The 16,508-nt window shown below is 61.0% G+C and carries 19 protein-coding genes, 1 tRNA gene and 1 other annotated feature; of the genes, 5 read left to right on the top strand and 15 right to left on the bottom strand.

Going from position 1 to position 16,508, the window contains the following annotated elements; all coding sequences use genetic code 11:
- Position 1 precedes the first annotated feature (1 nt).
- The 13 genes from BN1128_RS06195 to BN1128_RS06135 all read right to left on the bottom strand — a co-directional run bounded on the left by BN1128_RS06195 (position 2) and on the right by BN1128_RS06135 (position 11,222).
- Entirely contained in the window at positions 2 to 1,258 is a 1,257-nt protein-coding gene (locus BN1128_RS06195; protein ID WP_042867071.1) for an SAM-dependent methyltransferase, read from the bottom strand.
- Entirely contained in the window at positions 1,258 to 2,010 is a 753-nt protein-coding gene (locus tag BN1128_RS06190) for a DUF1365 domain-containing protein (protein ID WP_042867070.1), read from the bottom strand. Before BN1128_RS06190 ends, BN1128_RS06195 begins: the two co-directional genes overlap by 1 nt.
- Positions 2,007 to 3,266: an NAD(P)/FAD-dependent oxidoreductase gene (locus BN1128_RS06185; protein ID WP_042867069.1), complete on the bottom strand. Its 1,260-nt coding sequence runs from the start codon at positions 3,264 to 3,266 to the stop codon at positions 2,007 to 2,009. Before BN1128_RS06185 ends, BN1128_RS06190 begins: the two co-directional genes overlap by 4 nt.
- A complete protein-coding gene (locus tag BN1128_RS06180; protein WP_042867068.1) occupies positions 3,263 to 3,997 on the bottom strand; it encodes an SDR family NAD(P)-dependent oxidoreductase in 735 nt (244 codons plus the stop codon). The genes BN1128_RS06185 and BN1128_RS06180 overlap by 4 nt, the downstream gene beginning before the upstream one ends.
- On the bottom strand, positions 3,994 to 4,422 hold the full coding sequence (locus tag BN1128_RS06175) for a nuclear transport factor 2 family protein (RefSeq protein WP_042867067.1): 429 nt from the start codon (positions 4,420 to 4,422) through the stop codon (positions 3,994 to 3,996). Before BN1128_RS06175 ends, BN1128_RS06180 begins: the two co-directional genes overlap by 4 nt.
- A gap of 1 nt (position 4,423) precedes the next feature.
- The gene (gene phrB, locus BN1128_RS06170; protein WP_042867066.1) at positions 4,424 to 5,845 is read right to left on the bottom strand and encodes a deoxyribodipyrimidine photo-lyase; all 1,422 of its coding nucleotides are present in this window, start codon (positions 5,843 to 5,845) and stop codon (positions 4,424 to 4,426) included.
- A complete protein-coding gene (locus BN1128_RS06165) occupies positions 5,842 to 6,729 on the bottom strand; it encodes a MerR family transcriptional regulator (RefSeq protein ID WP_042867065.1) in 888 nt (295 codons plus the stop codon). Before BN1128_RS06165 ends, phrB begins: the two co-directional genes overlap by 4 nt.
- A 64-nt stretch (positions 6,730 to 6,793) precedes the next feature.
- On the bottom strand, positions 6,794 to 7,738 hold the full coding sequence (locus BN1128_RS06160) for a YbgA family protein (protein ID WP_042867064.1): 945 nt from the start codon (positions 7,736 to 7,738) through the stop codon (positions 6,794 to 6,796).
- A 173-nt stretch (positions 7,739 to 7,911) separates the two neighbouring features.
- Positions 7,912 to 8,541: an outer membrane beta-barrel protein gene (locus BN1128_RS06155; protein ID WP_042867063.1), complete on the bottom strand. Its 630-nt coding sequence runs from the start codon at positions 8,539 to 8,541 to the stop codon at positions 7,912 to 7,914.
- Positions 8,542 to 8,748: 207 nt separating this feature from the next.
- Positions 8,749 to 9,297: a DUF3157 family protein gene (locus BN1128_RS06150; RefSeq protein WP_042867062.1), complete on the bottom strand. Its 549-nt coding sequence runs from the start codon at positions 9,295 to 9,297 to the stop codon at positions 8,749 to 8,751.
- 100 nt (positions 9,298 to 9,397) lie between these two features.
- Entirely contained in the window at positions 9,398 to 10,270 is an 873-nt protein-coding gene (locus BN1128_RS06145) for an adenine nucleotide alpha-hydrolase family protein (RefSeq protein WP_042867061.1), read from the bottom strand.
- A gap of 45 nt (positions 10,271 to 10,315) precedes the next feature.
- Positions 10,316 to 10,594, bottom strand: coding sequence for a DUF6482 family protein (locus tag BN1128_RS06140; protein WP_042867060.1), 279 nt, complete (start codon positions 10,592 to 10,594; stop codon positions 10,316 to 10,318).
- A gap of 31 nt (positions 10,595 to 10,625) precedes the next feature.
- Positions 10,626 to 11,222, bottom strand: a complete 597-nt coding sequence (locus tag BN1128_RS06135; RefSeq protein ID WP_042867059.1) for an HAD family hydrolase — start codon at positions 11,220 to 11,222, stop codon at positions 10,626 to 10,628.
- Positions 11,223 to 11,392: 170 nt separating this feature from the next.
- Positions 11,393 to 11,516 (top strand) — a sequence feature (Phe leader region).
- A gap of 39 nt (positions 11,517 to 11,555) precedes the next feature.
- Here BN1128_RS06135 and pheA point away from each other — a divergent pair.
- Positions 11,556 to 12,728: a prephenate dehydratase gene (gene pheA / locus BN1128_RS06130; RefSeq protein ID WP_042867058.1), complete on the top strand. Its 1,173-nt coding sequence runs from the start codon at positions 11,556 to 11,558 to the stop codon at positions 12,726 to 12,728.
- A 60-nt stretch (positions 12,729 to 12,788) separates the two neighbouring features.
- On the opposite strand, the gene BN1128_RS06125 is transcribed toward pheA, so the two are convergent.
- On the bottom strand, positions 12,789 to 13,217 hold the full coding sequence (locus BN1128_RS06125; protein WP_005311901.1) for an LPP20 family lipoprotein: 429 nt from the start codon (positions 13,215 to 13,217) through the stop codon (positions 12,789 to 12,791).
- Between the two features lie 16 nt (positions 13,218 to 13,233).
- Entirely contained in the window at positions 13,234 to 13,854 is a 621-nt protein-coding gene (locus tag BN1128_RS06120; RefSeq protein WP_042867057.1) for a FlgO family outer membrane protein, read from the bottom strand.
- A 194-nt stretch (positions 13,855 to 14,048) separates the two neighbouring features.
- Between BN1128_RS06120 and BN1128_RS06115 the strand changes: the two genes are divergently transcribed.
- The 4 genes from BN1128_RS06115 to BN1128_RS26145 all read left to right on the top strand — a co-directional run bounded on the left by BN1128_RS06115 (position 14,049) and on the right by BN1128_RS26145 (position 16,501).
- Complete coding sequence (locus BN1128_RS06115) at positions 14,049 to 15,203, top strand: flagellar assembly protein FlgT (protein WP_042867056.1); 1,155 nt, start codon at positions 14,049 to 14,051, stop codon at positions 15,201 to 15,203.
- 50 nt (positions 15,204 to 15,253) lie between these two features.
- Positions 15,254 to 15,330 (top strand) — tRNA-Arg (locus BN1128_RS06110).
- 221 nt (positions 15,331 to 15,551) lie between these two features.
- Complete coding sequence (locus tag BN1128_RS25245) at positions 15,552 to 16,091, top strand: hypothetical protein (protein ID WP_042867055.1); 540 nt, start codon at positions 15,552 to 15,554, stop codon at positions 16,089 to 16,091.
- Positions 16,091 to 16,501 carry a class I SAM-dependent methyltransferase gene (locus tag BN1128_RS26145; protein ID WP_244464562.1) on the top strand — a complete coding sequence of 137 codons (411 nt, stop codon included), beginning with the start codon at positions 16,091 to 16,093 and terminating at the stop codon, positions 16,499 to 16,501. Before BN1128_RS25245 ends, BN1128_RS26145 begins: the two co-directional genes overlap by 1 nt.
- The last annotated feature ends 7 nt before the right edge of the window (positions 16,502 to 16,508 follow it).

Genomic DNA, 16,508 nt, shown 5'->3' with positions numbered 1-16,508 from the left:
GTCAGTGACCGCTTACTGGCAGATCCCCAGACCAGCCGAGGGGGCCCGGTTTGGCCGCTTCCAGCTGGACCAGACTGATGGCCCGCTCCCAGAAGCCTCCTTCGCAATAGGCAAAGTAGAAGTGCCATAGCCGGATGAAATCCTGGTTGTAGCCGAGCCTCGGCAGCTCTGGGGCCAGCGCCAGAAAGCGCTCGCACCAGTGCGCCAGGGTGCGGGCGTAATGGTGACCGTGATCGTGCAGCCGCACCAGCTGCATGTCGGTCTCGCGGGCCAGCAAGCCCGCCATCTGGGAGACGCTCGGCAGGCAGCCGCCGGGGAAGATGTAACGCTGGATGAAGTCGACGCCGCGCAGATACTGGGCGTGGCGCTGATCGGCGATGGTGATGGCCTGAATGAGCAGGCGACCACCGGGTTTGAGTAGCCGCGACAACTGGCGGAAATAGTCCGGCAGGAAGGCGTGACCCACCGCCTCTATCATCTCGATGGAGACCAGCTTGTCGAAGGTTCCCTCCAGCTTGCGGTAATCCTCCAGCAGCAAGGTGATGCGATCTCCGAGCCCCTCCCGCTCGATCCACTCGCGAGCATAGTCATGCTGGGCCTGAGAGATGGTCGTCGTGGTCACTCGGCAGCCATAGTGACGGGCCGCATAAATGGCCAGCCCGCCCCAGCCTGTGCCTATCTCCAGCAGGTGATCGTCCGGCCTCAGCTCAAGCCGCTCGCAGATGGTACGCAGCTTGGCCTGTTGTGCCTCCTCCAGGCTTGCTTCCGCACTCGGATAAATCGCGCTCGAGTACTGCATATGGCCATCGAGAAAACCCTGATAGAGGGTATTGCCCAGATCGTAGTGGGCGGCGATGTTGGATCTCGATCCTGTCAGGGTATTGCGATTTATCCAGTGACGCGCCTTGTTGAAGGGGAAACTCAGCCAACTGAGCCGCCGCTCCAGGCTGTCGAGCAGTGTCATATTGCGGGCCAGCAACCGCACCAGCGCCACCGGATCCGGGCTGGTCCAAAGCCCCTCCACCCAGGTTTCACCGGCGGCAATGCTGCCCCCCAGCAGCAGGCGGCGATAGAAGGCCGGATCCTTTACCACCACTTCGGCGTGCAGGTCAGTACCCGCCACCCCGAAACTATGACGATCGCTGCCGTCCCGCAGCAGCAGTTGACCGTGCTCGAGACGCCCCAGCAGCTTGAGCAGCAGTTGCCTTGCGCCTTTGTCGATGAAAGAGGCTGAACTTGTTGATTGCACCAGTTCCATTAGCGAGTCTCCGGATGGCTGAAGATAGGTGTTCGTTTGATAAAAAGACGCAAGGCCTGCCAGTAGATCCCGAGCAGCACCTTCAGGGTCATCCAGGGCCAGCGAGCGAGCAGCGCCATCAGTCCCTTGCGGGACAGGGGCTCGCGGCTCAGCGCCAGGGTGGCGTCAAACAGCTTGGCCTCACCGGACTGGGGATGACTCTCTATGTGGATCAATGTCTCCTGCTCCGGTGGGCGAATACGCCAGTGGTAGCGCATGGCCAGCCCCATAAACGGGGAGACGTGAAAATCTTTGTCGTGGGGCGCCAGCGCCGCCAGATCCAGCAGGTAGTAGTGACGCTCGTTCCAGGGGGTGTTCGACACCTCGGCCAGCAGGTAACGCGCCTCACCCTGCCGGTAGCAGAAGTAGAAGTTGACCGGGCTGAAGTAAAAGCCCATGCAGCGTACATTGCCGAGCAGCAACACCCGCCCCTCGGGGTCGGCATCGCCACCCAGTTCACTCACCTTGTGCCACACCGCCTGCTTGAGGCTCCCTTCGCTGCCTTTGAGATAGTCATTGCGATGAAAGGAGAGCAACCCGGCCCGCTCCACGCCGAACCAGTGCCCCTGGCTGAGGCTCGGCAGCTCGTCCAGATCCAGCCCCAGCATGAAGAGGCTGTAGGAGAAAGCGTGGGCCCTGGGTGCAAAGCGGCGATGGCGCACCGAGCCCTGCCAGATGGCGCTGACAGTCTGAGCCATGGCGACAGCACTCATAGCTCGGCTCCGAAGCGTCTGGCAACGTCCAGTGCGCTGCGTACCCCGTCCTCGTGAAAGCCGTTGTACCAGTAGGCGCCGCAGAAATGGGTGTGGTGCTGGCCGCAGATCTCCAGGCGCGCCTGCTGCGCCTGGATGGATGCCTGATTGAACACAGGGTGGTGATAAACGAAGCGGCGCAGCACCTTGCTCTCGTCCACCTTTCCTTTGGGATTGAGACTGACGCAGAAGGGCACTGGCGAGTTCACCCCCTGCAGAATGTTCATGTTGTAGCTCACCAGCGGCCGCGCCTCGTCGTCCCCGTCCAGCTGATAGTTCCAGCTGGCCCAGGCTTTGCGGCGAGTGGGCAAACAGCTGACATCGGTATGCAGCCAGACGTCATTGGCCTGATAAGCCATGTCCCCGAGAATGGCCTGCTCCCGCTCGCTCGCATCGGCAAGCAGGGCCAGCGCCTGATCGCTGTGGCAGGCGAGGATCACCTCGTCAAACTGTTCCTCGCCATAACGGCTCTGGATCAGCACACCCTCGGCCAGCCGCCGGATCCCCTGCACCGGGCAGGCGAGCCGGATCTGCGGCTGCCAGCCTGCGGTGAGCGGGCCTATGTATTCCCGCGAACCGCCCGGTATCACGTACCACTGGGGACGGTTGGCCACATCGAGCAGGCCATGGTTGGCAAAGAAGCGCAGGAAGAAGGCCAGCGGGAAGGCACGCATGTCCGCCAGGGTGGAGGACCAGATGGCCGCCCCCATCGGCAGAATGTAGTGGCGGGCGAAGTAGTCGCTAAAATCACCCACCTGCAAGAAGTCCCCCAGGGTCAGCGCGGGACACTCGCCATGTCGTTGGCCGTCGGCCAGCCAGGCGCGGGCCTCCCGGTTGAAACGCAGTATCTCGGCGACGAAGCGGTAAAAACCAGGGCTCAACAGATTGCTGCGCTGGGCAAACAGGGTATCCAGGTTGTGGCCGTTGTACTCGAGCCCCTGCGGGCTTTTCACCGAAAAGCTCATCTCGGCGTCCTGGCGCGCCACGCCGATCCGCTCCAGCAATTTGAGGAAATTGGGATAGGTGCGATCGTTGAATACGATGAAGCCGGTATCGATGGCATAGCTGCGGCCACCCTGGCTCACATCGACGGTCGCTGTGTGGCCACCCAGAGTGGGCGCGGCCTCAAACAGGGTAACGTCGTGGCGCTTGTGGAGCAGAAAACCAGCGGTAAGCCCGGAGATCCCAGAGCCGACGATGGCGATTTTTTTCTTCATGAAGGGCGTCCTTTCGAAACAAGCGTGCTGCCAAGCCGCAGCCAGAGTCCCACCGGCAGTGCGCCAAGCAGGCGCAACAACCAGATGAAGCGGCGAGGAAAATGGATCTGGTGACGACCGGCGGCCAGTCCGGTCAGGATGGCGCGAGAGGCCTGCTCTACCGTCACCAGGCAGGGCATGGGAAAATCATTTTTCGCGGTGAGCGGCGTCTGCACAAAGCCGGGGCGGATCAGGGTCACAGCTATGCCCCTGGCCTTGAGATCGAGACGCAGGGTATCGGCCAAATAGTCGAGGGCCGCCTTGGAAGCGCCATAGGCTTCGGCCCGTGGCAGCGGCAACCAGCTCACCGAGGAGCCGACGATGGCAAGCCTGGCACCGCGCTCCAGCAGCGGCAGGAAGGCGGCCAGCGCGTGGCCGGTGGCGATGAGATTGGTCTCGATCACCCGGGCAAACAGCTCGCCATCGAACCCCTCTGCCAGATCCATGTATTCGCAGCTGCCGGCATTGAGGATCAGCAGATCCAGCGGCGGCAGGCTGGCCGCCACCTCTGCCATGGCAGCCGCATCCCGGCCATCAAACTGCAATGGGGTGATGCCGTGGCGACCCAGTGCCAGCAGCCGATCGCCATCGCGACCGCAGCCCCACACCTGCCAGCCCGCCTGCCGGTAATCGAGCGCCAGCTGGCAGCCCAGCCCGGAGCTGGCCCCCGTGATCAGCACACGTCCGCTCATGATCCCAGCCTCCCCTTGATGGTGCGCACCAGGGATCCGAGCAGCGGCAACTGCTCGTAGAGCATGGCGCCGAGATCGAAGTAGTCGCGATGCAGACACACCTTGTCTGCGGCGTCGAACTCAAGCCGGGTCGCCCCCTCCACAGTGACGGGCCGCCCCCCGCCGAGCCTTGGGTGGGAGAAGGTCATGACCCAGCTGATCCAGGCCTCACGACCCTGTTGCTGCTGGCTGACGATCTCGAAGCGGCAGTCTGCGAGACGCTCATAGAGGGCGGCAAAATAGTCGGTGAGCGCCGTCAGCCCCTCGATACGGTGGGCCGGATCGATGAAGATCACCTGCTCGGCGTAGACGTCCGGCAAGCGATGCAACTGCTGCTTGTCCAGTTGCTGGTAAAGGGCAATAAAGCGGGCCAGCGGCGCATTCATTCTATTTCTCCAGGTGTCGAAACATCTCGATGGCTCTCACCCGGGCGACGGCGTGATCCACCATGGGCGCCGGATATCCCCTTCCCCCTTTGAGTCGCAACCAGTCATGGGGCTGGTGCACATAGGCGACAGGGACATCGGCCAGTTCAGTTACCCATGTACGGATAAAGTCTCCTTGTGGATCAAATCGTTGCCCCTGAGTGGTGGGATTGAACACCCGAAAGTAGGGGGCCGCATCGGCGCCCGTACCCGCCGCCCACTGCCAGCCGCCATTGTTGGCCGCCAGATCCCCGTCAATCAGCTGGCTCATGAAGTAATCCTCCCCGAGCCGCCAGTGGATGTGCAGATCCTTGGTCAGGAAGCTCGCCACTATCATCCGCAGCCGGTTGTGCATCCAGCCGGTGGCGTTGAGGCAGCGCATGGCCGCATCGACGATGGGATAGCCGGTCCGCCCCTCACACCAGGCGGCCAAGGCATCCGGATCCCAGCCCCAGGGCAGAGCCGCAGTCTCGGGTTTGAACGGCAGGTTCATGGAGAGGGTCGGCACCAGCACCAGCAGGTGACGATAAAATTCGCGCCAGACAAGCTCGTTGAGCCAGACGAAACCGGGCTGCGCCTTGGATTGGGGCCGATAACCGAGCCGCTGCTGCAGCGCTCCTACGCACTGACGCGGGCTTATAATGCCAGCAGCCAGATAAGGCGAGAGGATGGAGGTGCCCGCCTGAGCCGGAAAGTCCCGGGTCTCGCCGTAGTCGAGCACGGCCTGTTCCAGAAAGGCGTGTAAACGGCGCAGTGCCTCGGCCTCCCCCACCGGCCAGCGTGGATCCGGCGTCACTTCACCGAGATCTGCATCGACAAATGCCCTGTCGGCCAGCGGCTGCCACGGCAGCGGCTCGCCCCGTGGCGCGGGGGCTCTGTGAATAACGAAGCCATCCTCCTCCAACGCCTTGAGCCAGGCGCGGCTGAAGGGGGTGAACACCTTGAACATCTCCCCAGCACCTGTCAGCACCCGCCCCGGCGGCAACACACAGCAGCCGTTGAGCCAATGGCAACTCACCTCCTGCTCTGCCAGCGCTGCGGTGACGGCATGGTCACGGCGCTGCTCGTCGAGTTCGATGGCCTGATTGGCGTAGAGATGGGTGACACCGAGCTCCCGGGTCAGAGTCGCCAGCGCTGCCGGCAGCTCGGCAAAGGTCTCCACCCGCAACAGATGGAGCTTGATGCCGAGGGCCGCCAGTTCGCGGCCCAGCGCATCGACCTGCGCCAGCATAAAGCGTTGACGGATAGGGGCCATCTTGTGTTGCCGCCACTGGGTCGGGGAGATGACAAACAGGGCGGATACCTCCCCCGTCTCGGCACACGCGTGTCGCAAGGCCGGATTGTCGGCGAGGCGCAAGTCATTGCGAAACCAGACCAGCTTCATGGGTTCTTGCTCCCGCGTACGGCGCCGCCACGGGCTGCCGGTTTGTCCAAACCAACCTCGGCAAGGGTGGGCTGCCAGCCGTGGGCCCTCAGCCAACCCGCGTCATAGAGACTCCCCAGCTCGCCAAACAATCGGGTGCCCGCCGGCCAGCCGGTGGCCAGATCAGGCTTGCCAAGCCCGGCCCCCAGCAGCACCAGCCAGGGAGTGGTCGCCCGCCCCTCCAGCAGGGCAAGGTGGCGCGGCTCGACCGCCCCCAGCAGCTGCACCTCGTAACCCTGGCCGATCAGCTCGTAGGCAGACCAGACCAGATCGAGGGGGCCGACCTGGCCCCAGCTCGCCAACGTGATCGGCGTGCCCTTCTCCTGCTCGATCAGGTGGCGGGCGAAGCGGGTATGAAGCCAGCCCAGCCACACCTGTTGCAGCAGCTCGCCATCGGGCCGCTCGCGCCACAGACCAAGCAGCTGCTCCACCAGGGGTTGCAGCACCCGGCTGCGTACCAGCTCGAACGGGTAGCTCGCCAGCAGGTCATTCAGTTGCGCCTCCACCTTGCGCTGGTTGAGGGCGAGCACAGACTGGCATAGCTGCTCAAGGGTCTGCTGCCAGTGATCGCTCACCAGCTGGGATTGGGGCTCGCTCAGCAATCCTTTGACCTGGCCTATGCTCACTCCCCGCTCCAGCCAGCTCAGGATCTCGCCTATCTGGCGGATGTCCTGCTCGCTATAGAGGCGGTGACCCTTCTCGGTGCGGGCCGGCTGCACCAGCCCGTAGCGGCGCTGCCAGGCGCGCAGGGTAACGGCATTGACACCGGTGAGGCGGGAGACATCGCGAATGGGGTAAATCCCCTCATCCAGCCTGGTGGCATCATCTTGTGGTAAATCTGACATGGCTAATTCCGTTCAGCAGGGTATGGGCGCCCCGGCCAAAGGGGCCGGGGTCGCAAAACAGGGATCAGAGCCCGTAGCGCAGCTTGAGCGTATCGGGATGAGGATTGAGATAAACCTGCCCGGACAGATAGGGATTGGGGTATTCCCGCAGGTAGTGGCGGATCAGGGTCAGCGGCACCAGCAAGGGGAAGATGCCGGTGCGGTACTTGTCGATGGTCTCGGCCAGCTCCTGCTTCTGGGAGGGGGTCAGTACCCGTTTGAAGTAACCCTGCAGGTGCATCAGCACATTGGTGTGGCTGCGGCGATTGGCACGCAGGGTCAGGGCAGCCATCAATCCCTTGATGTAGCTGTCGGCCACCTGCTGCAGGTTGGCCTTGCCAAGGTTGCCCAGCAGCTTGCCGAGCGCCCGATAGTGGGTAGTGGCATGGGAGAGCACCAGATACTTGTAACGGGAGTGAAAGCGGATGAGCGCCGCGGCACTGAGCCCCTGGGCGCAGAGCTGCTGCCAGTCGTGGTAGGCAAAGACCCGCAGCACGAAGTTCTCCCGCAGTATGGGGTCGCACAGGCGGCCATCTTCTTCCACCGGCAGCAGGGGGTTGGCTTCCATCAACGCCTTGGCGAACAGGCCAATCCCCTCCTTGGCACTCCCCTCATTGTTGGCGCCATAGATGCGCACCCGCTCCATGCCGCAACTGGGTGACTTGGCGCAGAGGATATAGCCGGAGATGAAGTCGAGCTGGCGAGCCTTCTGCTCGCTGAAGGCGATCAGTTGCTCGGTGACATCGAAACTGCCGTTGCTCGCCTCGGCGCGGATCTCGCCATGGCGTTTGACCAGCCGGATGGCGGCGCGCGGCGCCCCCAGGCCGATGGCCATCTCGGGACAGACTGGGTGGTAATCGAAGTGAGCGCCAAGATCCCGTTCGCAGAAGCTGGAGCGCTTGTGGCCCCCGTCGAACCGCACTTCCTGTCCCAGCAGGCAGGCACTGATACCGACTTTAATCTTGTACATGTTGACGCTCCTTGTATAAGCCTGAGTTCAGTTATAGCAGTTATACAAAGAAAAGAAAGTTGTATAACTATTGCGGACTGATACGGCACAAGAGCAAAAACAGGATCACCAGAAAATGAAAAAGCCCATGACAGACGTCATGGGCAAAAATGAAGACACTACAGGAAACAGGATTAGAAGCTGTACTTCACACCCAGGCTGGAGATGGAGCCCTGTTGCAGGTCCCACTTGCGGTAGGTGTAATCGGCGGTGAGGGCCAGGTTCTGGCTCACCTTGTAGGCGGCGCCCACTTTGAAATCGTGCATGTCGTCGGTCATGTTGGCGTAGCGGTAGCCGGTGGAAAGCTCGACGGCGCCGATGTCGTAACGCAGGCCCACTTCACCGTACATGCTGCCGCTGTTCTTGCGGGTGATGTTGTCCCAACCAGTGTTGTTCACGTTGGATTGAAGCTGGCGCTCCATGGTGTAACCCATCAGACCCGCTTCACCATAGAGGTTCAGGCCGGTGCTGAGCGGGGTGTAGACACCCAGACCCAGGCTGGAGAGGCCCATGCTGTCGTTGCCATCGTTGCGGGAGGTGTATTCACTGCCCAGACGGCCGTAGAAGTTGGAACCGAAGCTCTTGGAGAGATCCAGATTCAGACCACCGAAATCGCGGTTGTTGCCGTCTTTGCCGCCGATGTAGTCGGACTTGGTGTGTGCCCAGGTCAGGCCGCCTTTGGCGTAACTGAAGGCATCCTGTGCCAGAGCGGAAGTAGAAGCGAAACCGGCCAGAACCAGAACAGAAAGTGCAACTTTTTTCATTTTGATGACTCCACTTGTTGAGCTAGTTGAGACCTAGCTGGAATGGAGCCATTGTGCCGAGCAGGAGGGGGAATGCCGAGCGGCAAGCTGTTGCCAAATCATGTCAGATGTAAGCAACTGTTGCTGGCGGTTACCAGGTTAACAATTGACCCCAAACAGGCTCGGTGATGGAGCCTGTTTGGCAACTGGTGTCTGCGTGGCGAGTGTTTAGCGGAACTCCACTTCCTCAATCTCGACCCGCACTAGGGGTTTGCCAGTCAGACCGGCCGGGCGCGGCATCTCGAGCACCAGGGAGGGACGCTGCTGACCCTTGCGCAGGTAGGACTCCGGCAGGCGGTTCTCGCCCACCCAGAAACGGGCCTCCTGCTTGACCAGCTGGGCACCCTGCTCGCTGAACAGGGTGACGCTGCCGCGCACCCGCACCACGCTGCGGCTGCCCGTGTTGCTCACCAAAAATTGCAGCGACAGGGGATCCGAGCCCTCAATCTTGTCGAGCTTGACGCTTATCCCGTCCTTGACCGCCTGGGCCAGCAGATCCGGATTGGTCATCGCCTGCTCGGTCAGCACGGGGACGGCCACCCCGCCCGTGACCACCTCACCGCTCGCCGTCGGCTTGATCAACAGGTATTCCCAAGTGAAATCATCGTTGAGCTGCACCTGGCGGCCATCCGGCAATGTGACCTGGGTCAGGGGCGCAGCCTGTGCCAGCAAGGGTGACAGACAGAGGGCAACCAGCAGGCGGGACAAGGGTTTCATAGGGCTATGGCTCGGCATCGATGGAAAAGGGCGTCAGTATAAAGAGTCGGCTCCGACTTGCCTATGATCCGACTCACGTTCTTGCCCTCTGCCGCCAGCGTCAGCCGGCCAGCTCCTGCCGCTCCTCCTCCTGCACCATGTCCAGCGTCACCAGATCGAACTCTGTGCTCTTGAGGGCATTGAGGATGTCCGGTTGCAGGTCAAATGCCCGGGCACGCAGCCGCAGCGGTACGCGCACCCGTGCCAGGGTGGTCGCCTGATCCGAGAGGGTATGGAAGAACACCTGCGCCTCCTCCAGCCCCATATCGGCCAGCATCTGCTCCGCCATGTCCACCATGCGCAGATGGTGCTTGTCCACCAGCTCGGGATCGGAGAAGCGACGGCTCAGGCAGCCATGGGCACTCTTGCCCCAGCGCCCCAGCTGCCGTTTGTTGAAGCCGTAACGAAAGTCCCTGTGGGTCATGCCCTGCTTGGCAAACAGCCAGAGGGTGTTGACCGGCAGGCTGCCGAAGCGGCGCAAATACTCCTGCAACTCCTCGACCGGGGCGGGCAGCAGCATGGGCAGATGGCTCCAGTCGGTTTCCAGCGCGGTGAGATGACAGATGTAGCGTACCGGGTCTATCACCTCATAGAGGTGACGCAGGTGATCGCAGAAAATCATCTCGTCGGTCTTGATGACTTTCTGCTCTATGTCATAGCGCTGGCAGTAACGTTTGGCCCGCGCCACCTCCTTGCGGCTGCGGGTCGGGCTGTCCAGGGTGACGGCCCTGATCCGGACCCCGCTGGCGCGGCACAAATCCATGCTGTAGCAGGATTCCAGTCGGCCGGAGAAGGAGACCACCAGTTCGCCGTAGCTGGCCAGGGTCTCGACAAGCAGCTGCTCCCTGGCCTGAAAGGTCTGATCGTATCCTCGATTCAGCACAACTATATTGGCATCCATAACGACAACACCGGATGATGAATTGGTCACCATTGTGCCGTAACAATCCTGAATAAACCCTTAAAGGAGAGGGGTAAATCAGAATTTAATGATCATCTCCTGCCAATCTCCCTCGTTTTCATCCTGTTGCGCATCATAAATCCGCAGTTTCGCCTGATGCACTTGGTGGGCCCGCAAAAAGCCCTCCGCCTGTTCGAGGGAGCCGAACGTCAGCCTCCCCTCCTCGCTGTCGGTGAGACACTGCATCTCGCCGTCGACCTCGACACAGAGCTGGTAACCGCTGCCATCCAGGCAGGCGATCAGCAGGCCGGCATCCGGATAGTGACTCAACCAATTACGAAACCGGCCATGCTCCATAACGTCTCCTTGAGCATTCCTGACTGTCGGCTCAACCGGGCAGATAGCCCAGCGACAGCAGCTGCTGACGACAGCTGGGCACATCGGTAAACACCAGCCCCCCGATCCCCAGTGCCTGCGCGGCCGCCACGTTGGCGGGGCTGTCATCGATGAACAGGCACTCCTCGGCCTTCAGGTCGAACGACACCAGCAGATAGCGGTAAATATCCGGCTCCGGCTTCATCATTCGTACCCGCGCCGACACCACCTTGCCGCTGAAGAAGCGCCAGAATGCATGCTGCTCCAGCCAGTCGATGCTGGCATGCCCCATGTTGGAGAGCGCATAGAGGGTGTGGCCCGCTCCATGCAGCGTCTCTATCAGGGTCAGCATAGCGGGATCCGGCAGGAGCGATGCGGGCACAGCCTGCAAAATGGCGAGATTCTGTGCCGCAGGCAAGCCGGTACGCCCCTGCGCCTGGCGGGCCATGGTGTGCAGCGACAGGGTGCCGCGGTCCACCTCCAACCAGTCCGGGTGGTTGAACAGCCGCTCCGCCAGCGCCTCAGCGTCGTCTGGCCCTCGCACCGAGCGCACTATGGCAACCGGATCCCAGCTCACCACCACTCGTCCCAGATCAAAAATAATCGCCATTGTTACCTCCTCCTGATGCCTCTGCCTCTGAGCCAACCGCCGCAATCTGGTGCTTGAATGGCCCCGTCGGCACACGCAAACACCCTGCCCCGTTCGCCTCCCCTGGGCAAGTTTTACTTGCATCACAGGCCCAAATCCCTTAATGGTTATGACGATATTTTCAGGACAAGACCCATGCACGCACCATTCCTCTTTGCTTTCTCGTTTATCCAGCCCACATGAGGGAAGGCCCTGTCGTCGCATGAACAGAAAGCAAAGACGAATCGAGCCTCCCCTAGCGGAGGCTTTTTTTTTTGCAGCTACAACAATCGATTACTTGGATAGGGAACAATCATGGCTACGCTCGACGAGATCAGACAAGACATCACCCGGTTGGATCAGGAGCTGCTTGCCCTGCTGGCCAAGCGCAAGACTCTCAGCATAGAGGTCGCCCGTGCCAAGCAGGCCAATCCCCGTCCCATCCGCGATACCCAGCGCGAGCAGGACTTGCTGGTCGCCCTGATCCAGCAGGGCCGGCTGCTGGGGCTGGATGCCCAGTACATCACCCGCATCTACCACACCATCATCGAAGATTCGGTGCTCTCCCAGCAGGCCTATCTGCAGAGCCTGCTCAACCCGGAGCAGCAGGAGCCCATGACCAGCGTCGCCTATCTGGGCCCGCGCGGTTCTTACTCCAGCCTGGCTGCCCGCAAGTATCTGGCCCGCTACAAGGATCAGGTGATAGAGGTAAATTGCCAGAACTTCCGCGAGGTGCTGGATGCGGTGGAGTCAGGGCGCGCCGCCTTCGGCGTGCTGCCCATAGAGAACACCAGCTCGGGCTCCATCAACGAGGTGTATGACGTGATGCAGCACACCAGCCTCTCCATCGTCGGTGAGCTGACCTACCCCATAGAGCACTGCATCCTCACCGCAGTGCCGACCGAGCTGGGTCGCATCAAGACCTTCTATGCCCACCCCCAGGTGTTCCAGCAGTGCTCCCACTACCTAAGCAAGCTGGAAGGGGCACGCCACGAGATCTGCGATTCTTCTTCCAGCGCCATGATGAAGGTCAAAGAGCTGGCCAGCCCGGAGGCGGCAGCGATTGGTAGCGCGGCTGGCGGTGAGCTGTACGGACTGGACGTGCTGGCCGAGCAGCTCGCCAACCAGAAGGAGAACTACAGCCGCTTCATCGTGGTGGCGCGCAAGCCCATCGACGTGGCACCGCAAATTCCGGCCAAGACCACCCTCATCATGTCCACCTCCCAGAAGCCCGGCTCCCTGGTGGAGGCGCTGCTGGTGCTGCGCAACAACGAGATCAACATGACCAAGCTCGAATCCCGGCCGGTACAGGGCAACCCCTGGGAAGAGATGTTCTATCTGGATGTGTCCGCCAACCTGCAGACGCCGGCCATGCAAGCCGCATTGATCGAGCTGACCAAGCTCACCCGCTACATCAAGGTGCTTGGCTGCTATCCGAGCGAAGACGTCAAGCCGACCACAGTGCCGCCGGTCCTGATGGGCAACTGACCGTTTCTGCCAACAAAAAAGGCGAACATGATGTTCGCCTTTTGTTTTTCTGCCTCGCCGTCAGAACTGACCGGCCATCAACTGGTTGATGTTGTAGAGGGCGCGGGTATCGAGCTCCATCTCGGTGGCATAGGTGTTGCCACGGGGATAGGAGGCCACCACCCGGGCGCCACGCACCATGCCGGCCACGGACACGTCCAGCGAGTTGGAGGTCTGGGTCAAATCCTTGTAGCTGCTCTGGCCTCGCACCTGCTGGCCATTGAGCTGCTCAGCCAGTTCGCGGTAGGCATCCATCTTGGAGGCGCGAATGGCCTGCAACATCTTCTCTGACTGGGACGGCCCCGGCTGGATGTCGATTACCGCGTAGCCCACTGCCTTGAGCACCGGGAAGTCATCAGGCTTGTTGTTGCCGCCGCCGTAGTTGACCACCCGATTGCCACTGCATGCGGTCAGCAGCAGGGCCAGCAGGCATCCAAACAGGATTTTCATTGTGCTCACTCCTATATCAGGGCGTCAGGTTGACCAGATGGCCGCCGGGACGAGCCTGGCTGTCACGCATCAGGTAACCGCGATTGATGGATGCCCGGCCAAACGAGTTGTTGGCGCCAAACAGGTATTTTTGCGGGATCAGGCTCTGGGCCGTGGTCTCCACCATCTTGGTCCGTAGATCTATGATGCGGGCATTGACCAGGATCCCCTTGCCATTGCGGCTGAAGGTGCCGGTCAGGATCCGGGAGATGGGCAGCCGGGGGGAGAGATCCCGGTAGTTGCGGCTCATCACGAAGTCACCCTGCGGGGTCACCTTGATGCTGCCGGTCATCTTGAAATCCACCACCACTTCTCCACGGCGGTTCAGCTCGTAGATAAAGCTCTCCTCGATCTGCTGCCCCATCCAGTTGGTGTCCTGCAGGGTATCGAGATCGACGAAGGAGGAGACGGCGATGGGCTCGGTCAGGGTCGTGAGGGACTTGCGCTCCATCAGCTGATCGGTCATGCGCGCAACCAGCCAGTTTAGCTCCATGCCAGCAGCGGCCTGGCGAGGATCACCCAGATCCCGGTTGATGGGGTCGGAACCACAGCTGGTCAGAGCCAGCGCGAGGGCCAACGCCGTGATGAGTTTGTTCATGGATACCTTTCCTGTATCTGCACCTGATTCGTTATCGGTTCGGCTGGCCAAAGCTTGAGTCGGGAATGAGGCATGGATCTTGCTAATTATTTGCGGTGTGCTGTGCAACTGGCACGGTTCTGTGGTCTGTATCGGCCGGCGCCATCACTTCGACAGGGGTGAGAGGGCCGACCCGCATATTCAAGGTGTTTGTCATGAAATTACCGCTGCTGTTAACCCTGCTGCTGGCCAGCCTGTCGGTCCGGGCAGAGCTTATCGAAGCCCAGGGCAGTGCCGCCATCCTGGGGGGCGACGAGGTCTATGCCCGCGAGCAGGCGACCCGCGACGCCCTGCGCCAGGCCCTGCTGGCGAGCGGTGCCGCCGTCTCCAGCATCCAGCGTCTGGAGAACGGCAGCCTGCGCTCCGAGCAGATCCAGATCCGCTCCGGCGGCGACATCCGCCAGTACCGGCTCAAGCGGGAAGAGGTGCGCAACGGCCGCATGTACATCACGGTACAGGCCGATATCCAGGCCGAACGCCAGATCTGCCAGACCCAACATTACGCCAAGGATTTGACGCTGGTCAGGCTGCGGCTGCGCTACCCGGATCAGGCGAGCTACGGCGCCCTCGACGACATGCCCGCCAACCTGTCCCGTCGCATGTTCGAGACCCTGGCCAACGCGCCGCAAGGGGTAGCCGTACGCCAGTGGCTGGACGAAAACCTGCGCATAGATCCGCTCCACCTGCAACAGGGGGATCGCAGCGCCCTCGAGGAGATCAAGGCCCTCAGCCTGCGCACCGACAGCCAGTATCTGGTGCTCGGCAGCATAGATGACCTCTCCATCGAGCCGCAGGGCAACCAGCTGACCAGCTGGTACGAAGATCCCATCCGCAACTTTCGCATGCAGCTCTACCTGTTCGACGGCATCAATGGCAGCCTGCTAAGCCGCAAGGAGTATCAGGGCCGCGCCAACTGGACCTTCGGCAAGCGGGATCAGATAGGCAGCAGCAGCGGCCAGTTCTGGCAGTCCAGCTATGGCCAGGAGGTGAACTATCAGTTGCAGGAGGCGGTGCAGGATCTGGTGGCCCAGCTCAACTGTGCCCCGGTCACCGCCCGGGTGATAGGCCAGAACGAACGCGGCCCCCACATCAACCTGGGCCGGCGCAACGGCGTCAGACTGGGGGATCAGTTCCGCATCCAGCACAGCGCCGACTTCATCGACCCCTATGGCAAGTCACGCATGATGCGCAACCCGGCCGACGGCCTGTTCGAAGTGGTACAGGTATTCGAGGACGGCGCCATCATCAGCACTCAGAACAAATATTCGCCGTTTAACATCCAGATCGGGGATTTGGCAGTATTGGAATAAGAATCAAGGGTTTAAAAGGGAGCGGCTTCTTGTATAATGCCCGCCACAAGGCTCCCGTAGCTCAGTAGGATAGAGCGGTCCCCTCCTAAGGGACAGGCCACTGGTTCGACTCCAGTCGGGAGCACCATATAAAACAAGGGGTTGGCATCATGACGATGCCAACCCCTTGGTCGTTTTTGGCTTGGGTGTTTCTGCACATCCCAAATTCTCGAATGTGTCATCTTTTGTTACGGTATCTCTGCGTCAGCCTTGAGTACTAGGCAGACCATACAAAAACAGCGCTTACCATTCCTTAAGCGAATGGAAGCCCTGCATTGACCTTTTCGCCATGGAAAGAGTAAATGAGCAATGGATATCTACCGCTCATGTAGCCGCCACTTTACCTTCGAGATGCTGTTTCACTGTGGTGAAACCTGGCAGCGCATCCAATGCCCAAACTTGCCGGAACAAACCGAGAGCTGGTTGGCCTATCGTGAACTGGCGACGCATATTCTCGACCCGCTGGTACACATGTTCGGACCCGTGTCACTCACCTACGGATTTTGCGGGGCTGTGCTGCGTAAAACGATTCTGGCCAATCCCTCCCCCGGCATAGCCCCCACCCTAGACCAACATGCGGCCTGTGAACTCAACCAGCGAGGAAGACTTGTCTGTCCTCGGCAAGGGGCAGCGGTTGATCTGATATACCCAGGGCAAAACAGCTATCAAGTCGCCCTTTGGCTGGCACAACACACCCCATTTGATCGTCTCTATCTCTATGGTCCAGACCGGCCACTGCATATCAGCTATGGACCCGAGCAACAGCGAGCCTTGGTCGAGCTAACCACACACAGTGAAAGACGGATTCCCAAGCGGCTGACACTCACCCAACTCAAAGGAATGTGCTGATGCTGACTCCCGAGCGTTTCGCGCAACTGGTCTCAGCCCTGCCATACAAAAAAGTGCTGCCCGATGCGGTCTATCTGCACAAAGAGACCCTGGCTGCTACCAGCCCGCTGCTTTATCGCTTTGTCTGCGCCGTAGCTCAAGCGCTAAAGCTGCCAGAAAATGAGTGGGACCTGCTCAAATTGGCCAAGAAAGATTTCCGGCTGTCACTGCTGAGCTACCCCAGCTTCTTTGATGAGGCCTATCCCAGCCTCAAGCAGAGCGTCACCATTGATCTGGCCAAACTGAGTCATACCGTTACCCGCTACGACAACCAGGACAATCCCCCCATTCTGCATCGCAAAGAGTGCATGCTGGCCCCGATCACCCACAGGCAGAGAGCTGCCGCCAGATCACCGAAGAGGGGGAGCTAGCGGGACT

Origin of the sequence: Aeromonas piscicola, assembly GCF_000820005.1 — a bacterium.
Classification (GTDB): Bacteria; Pseudomonadota; Gammaproteobacteria; order Enterobacterales; family Aeromonadaceae; genus Aeromonas; species Aeromonas piscicola.
The sequence above is the reverse complement of the archived record's forward strand: the minus strand, read 5'-3'. Positions and strand labels throughout refer to the sequence as shown.

Bases quoted from the DNA above. Each gene is read 5' to 3' on its own strand.
- BN1128_RS25245 (WP_042867055.1), top strand. From the start codon at position 15,552: ATGGATATCTACCGCTCATGTAGCCGCCACTTTACCTTCGAGATGCTG.
- phrB (WP_042867066.1), bottom strand. From the start codon at position 5,845: ATGAAGCTGGTCTGGTTTCGCAATGACTTGCGCCTCGCCGACAATCCG.
- BN1128_RS06125 (WP_005311901.1), bottom strand. From the start codon at position 13,217: ATGAAAATCCTGTTTGGATGCCTGCTGGCCCTGCTGCTGACCGCATGC.
- BN1128_RS06180 (WP_042867068.1), bottom strand. From the start codon at position 3,997: ATGAGCGGACGTGTGCTGATCACGGGGGCCAGCTCCGGGCTGGGCTGC.
- BN1128_RS06160 (WP_042867064.1), bottom strand. From the start codon at position 7,738: ATGTACAAGATTAAAGTCGGTATCAGTGCCTGCCTGCTGGGACAGGAA.
- BN1128_RS06120 (WP_042867057.1), bottom strand. From the start codon at position 13,854: ATGAACAAACTCATCACGGCGTTGGCCCTCGCGCTGGCTCTGACCAGC.
- BN1128_RS06165 (WP_042867065.1), bottom strand. From the start codon at position 6,729: ATGTCAGATTTACCACAAGATGATGCCACCAGGCTGGATGAGGGGATT.
- BN1128_RS06115 (WP_042867056.1), top strand. From the start codon at position 14,049: ATGAAATTACCGCTGCTGTTAACCCTGCTGCTGGCCAGCCTGTCGGTC.
- BN1128_RS06195 (WP_042867071.1), bottom strand. From the start codon at position 1,258: ATGGAACTGGTGCAATCAACAAGTTCAGCCTCTTTCATCGACAAAGGC.
- BN1128_RS06175 (WP_042867067.1), bottom strand. From the start codon at position 4,422: ATGAATGCGCCGCTGGCCCGCTTTATTGCCCTTTACCAGCAACTGGAC.
- BN1128_RS06140 (WP_042867060.1), bottom strand. From the start codon at position 10,594: ATGGAGCATGGCCGGTTTCGTAATTGGTTGAGTCACTATCCGGATGCC.
- BN1128_RS06190 (WP_042867070.1), bottom strand. From the start codon at position 2,010: ATGAGTGCTGTCGCCATGGCTCAGACTGTCAGCGCCATCTGGCAGGGC.
- BN1128_RS06145 (WP_042867061.1), bottom strand. From the start codon at position 10,270: ATGGTGACCAATTCATCATCCGGTGTTGTCGTTATGGATGCCAATATA.
- BN1128_RS06185 (WP_042867069.1), bottom strand. From the start codon at position 3,266: ATGAAGAAAAAAATCGCCATCGTCGGCTCTGGGATCTCCGGGCTTACC.
- pheA (WP_042867058.1), top strand. From the start codon at position 11,556: ATGGCTACGCTCGACGAGATCAGACAAGACATCACCCGGTTGGATCAG.
- BN1128_RS26145 (WP_244464562.1), top strand. From the start codon at position 16,091: ATGCTGACTCCCGAGCGTTTCGCGCAACTGGTCTCAGCCCTGCCATAC.
- BN1128_RS06135 (WP_042867059.1), bottom strand. From the start codon at position 11,222: ATGGCGATTATTTTTGATCTGGGACGAGTGGTGGTGAGCTGGGATCCG.
- BN1128_RS06150 (WP_042867062.1), bottom strand. From the start codon at position 9,297: ATGAAACCCTTGTCCCGCCTGCTGGTTGCCCTCTGTCTGTCACCCTTG.
- BN1128_RS06155 (WP_042867063.1), bottom strand. From the start codon at position 8,541: ATGAAAAAAGTTGCACTTTCTGTTCTGGTTCTGGCCGGTTTCGCTTCT.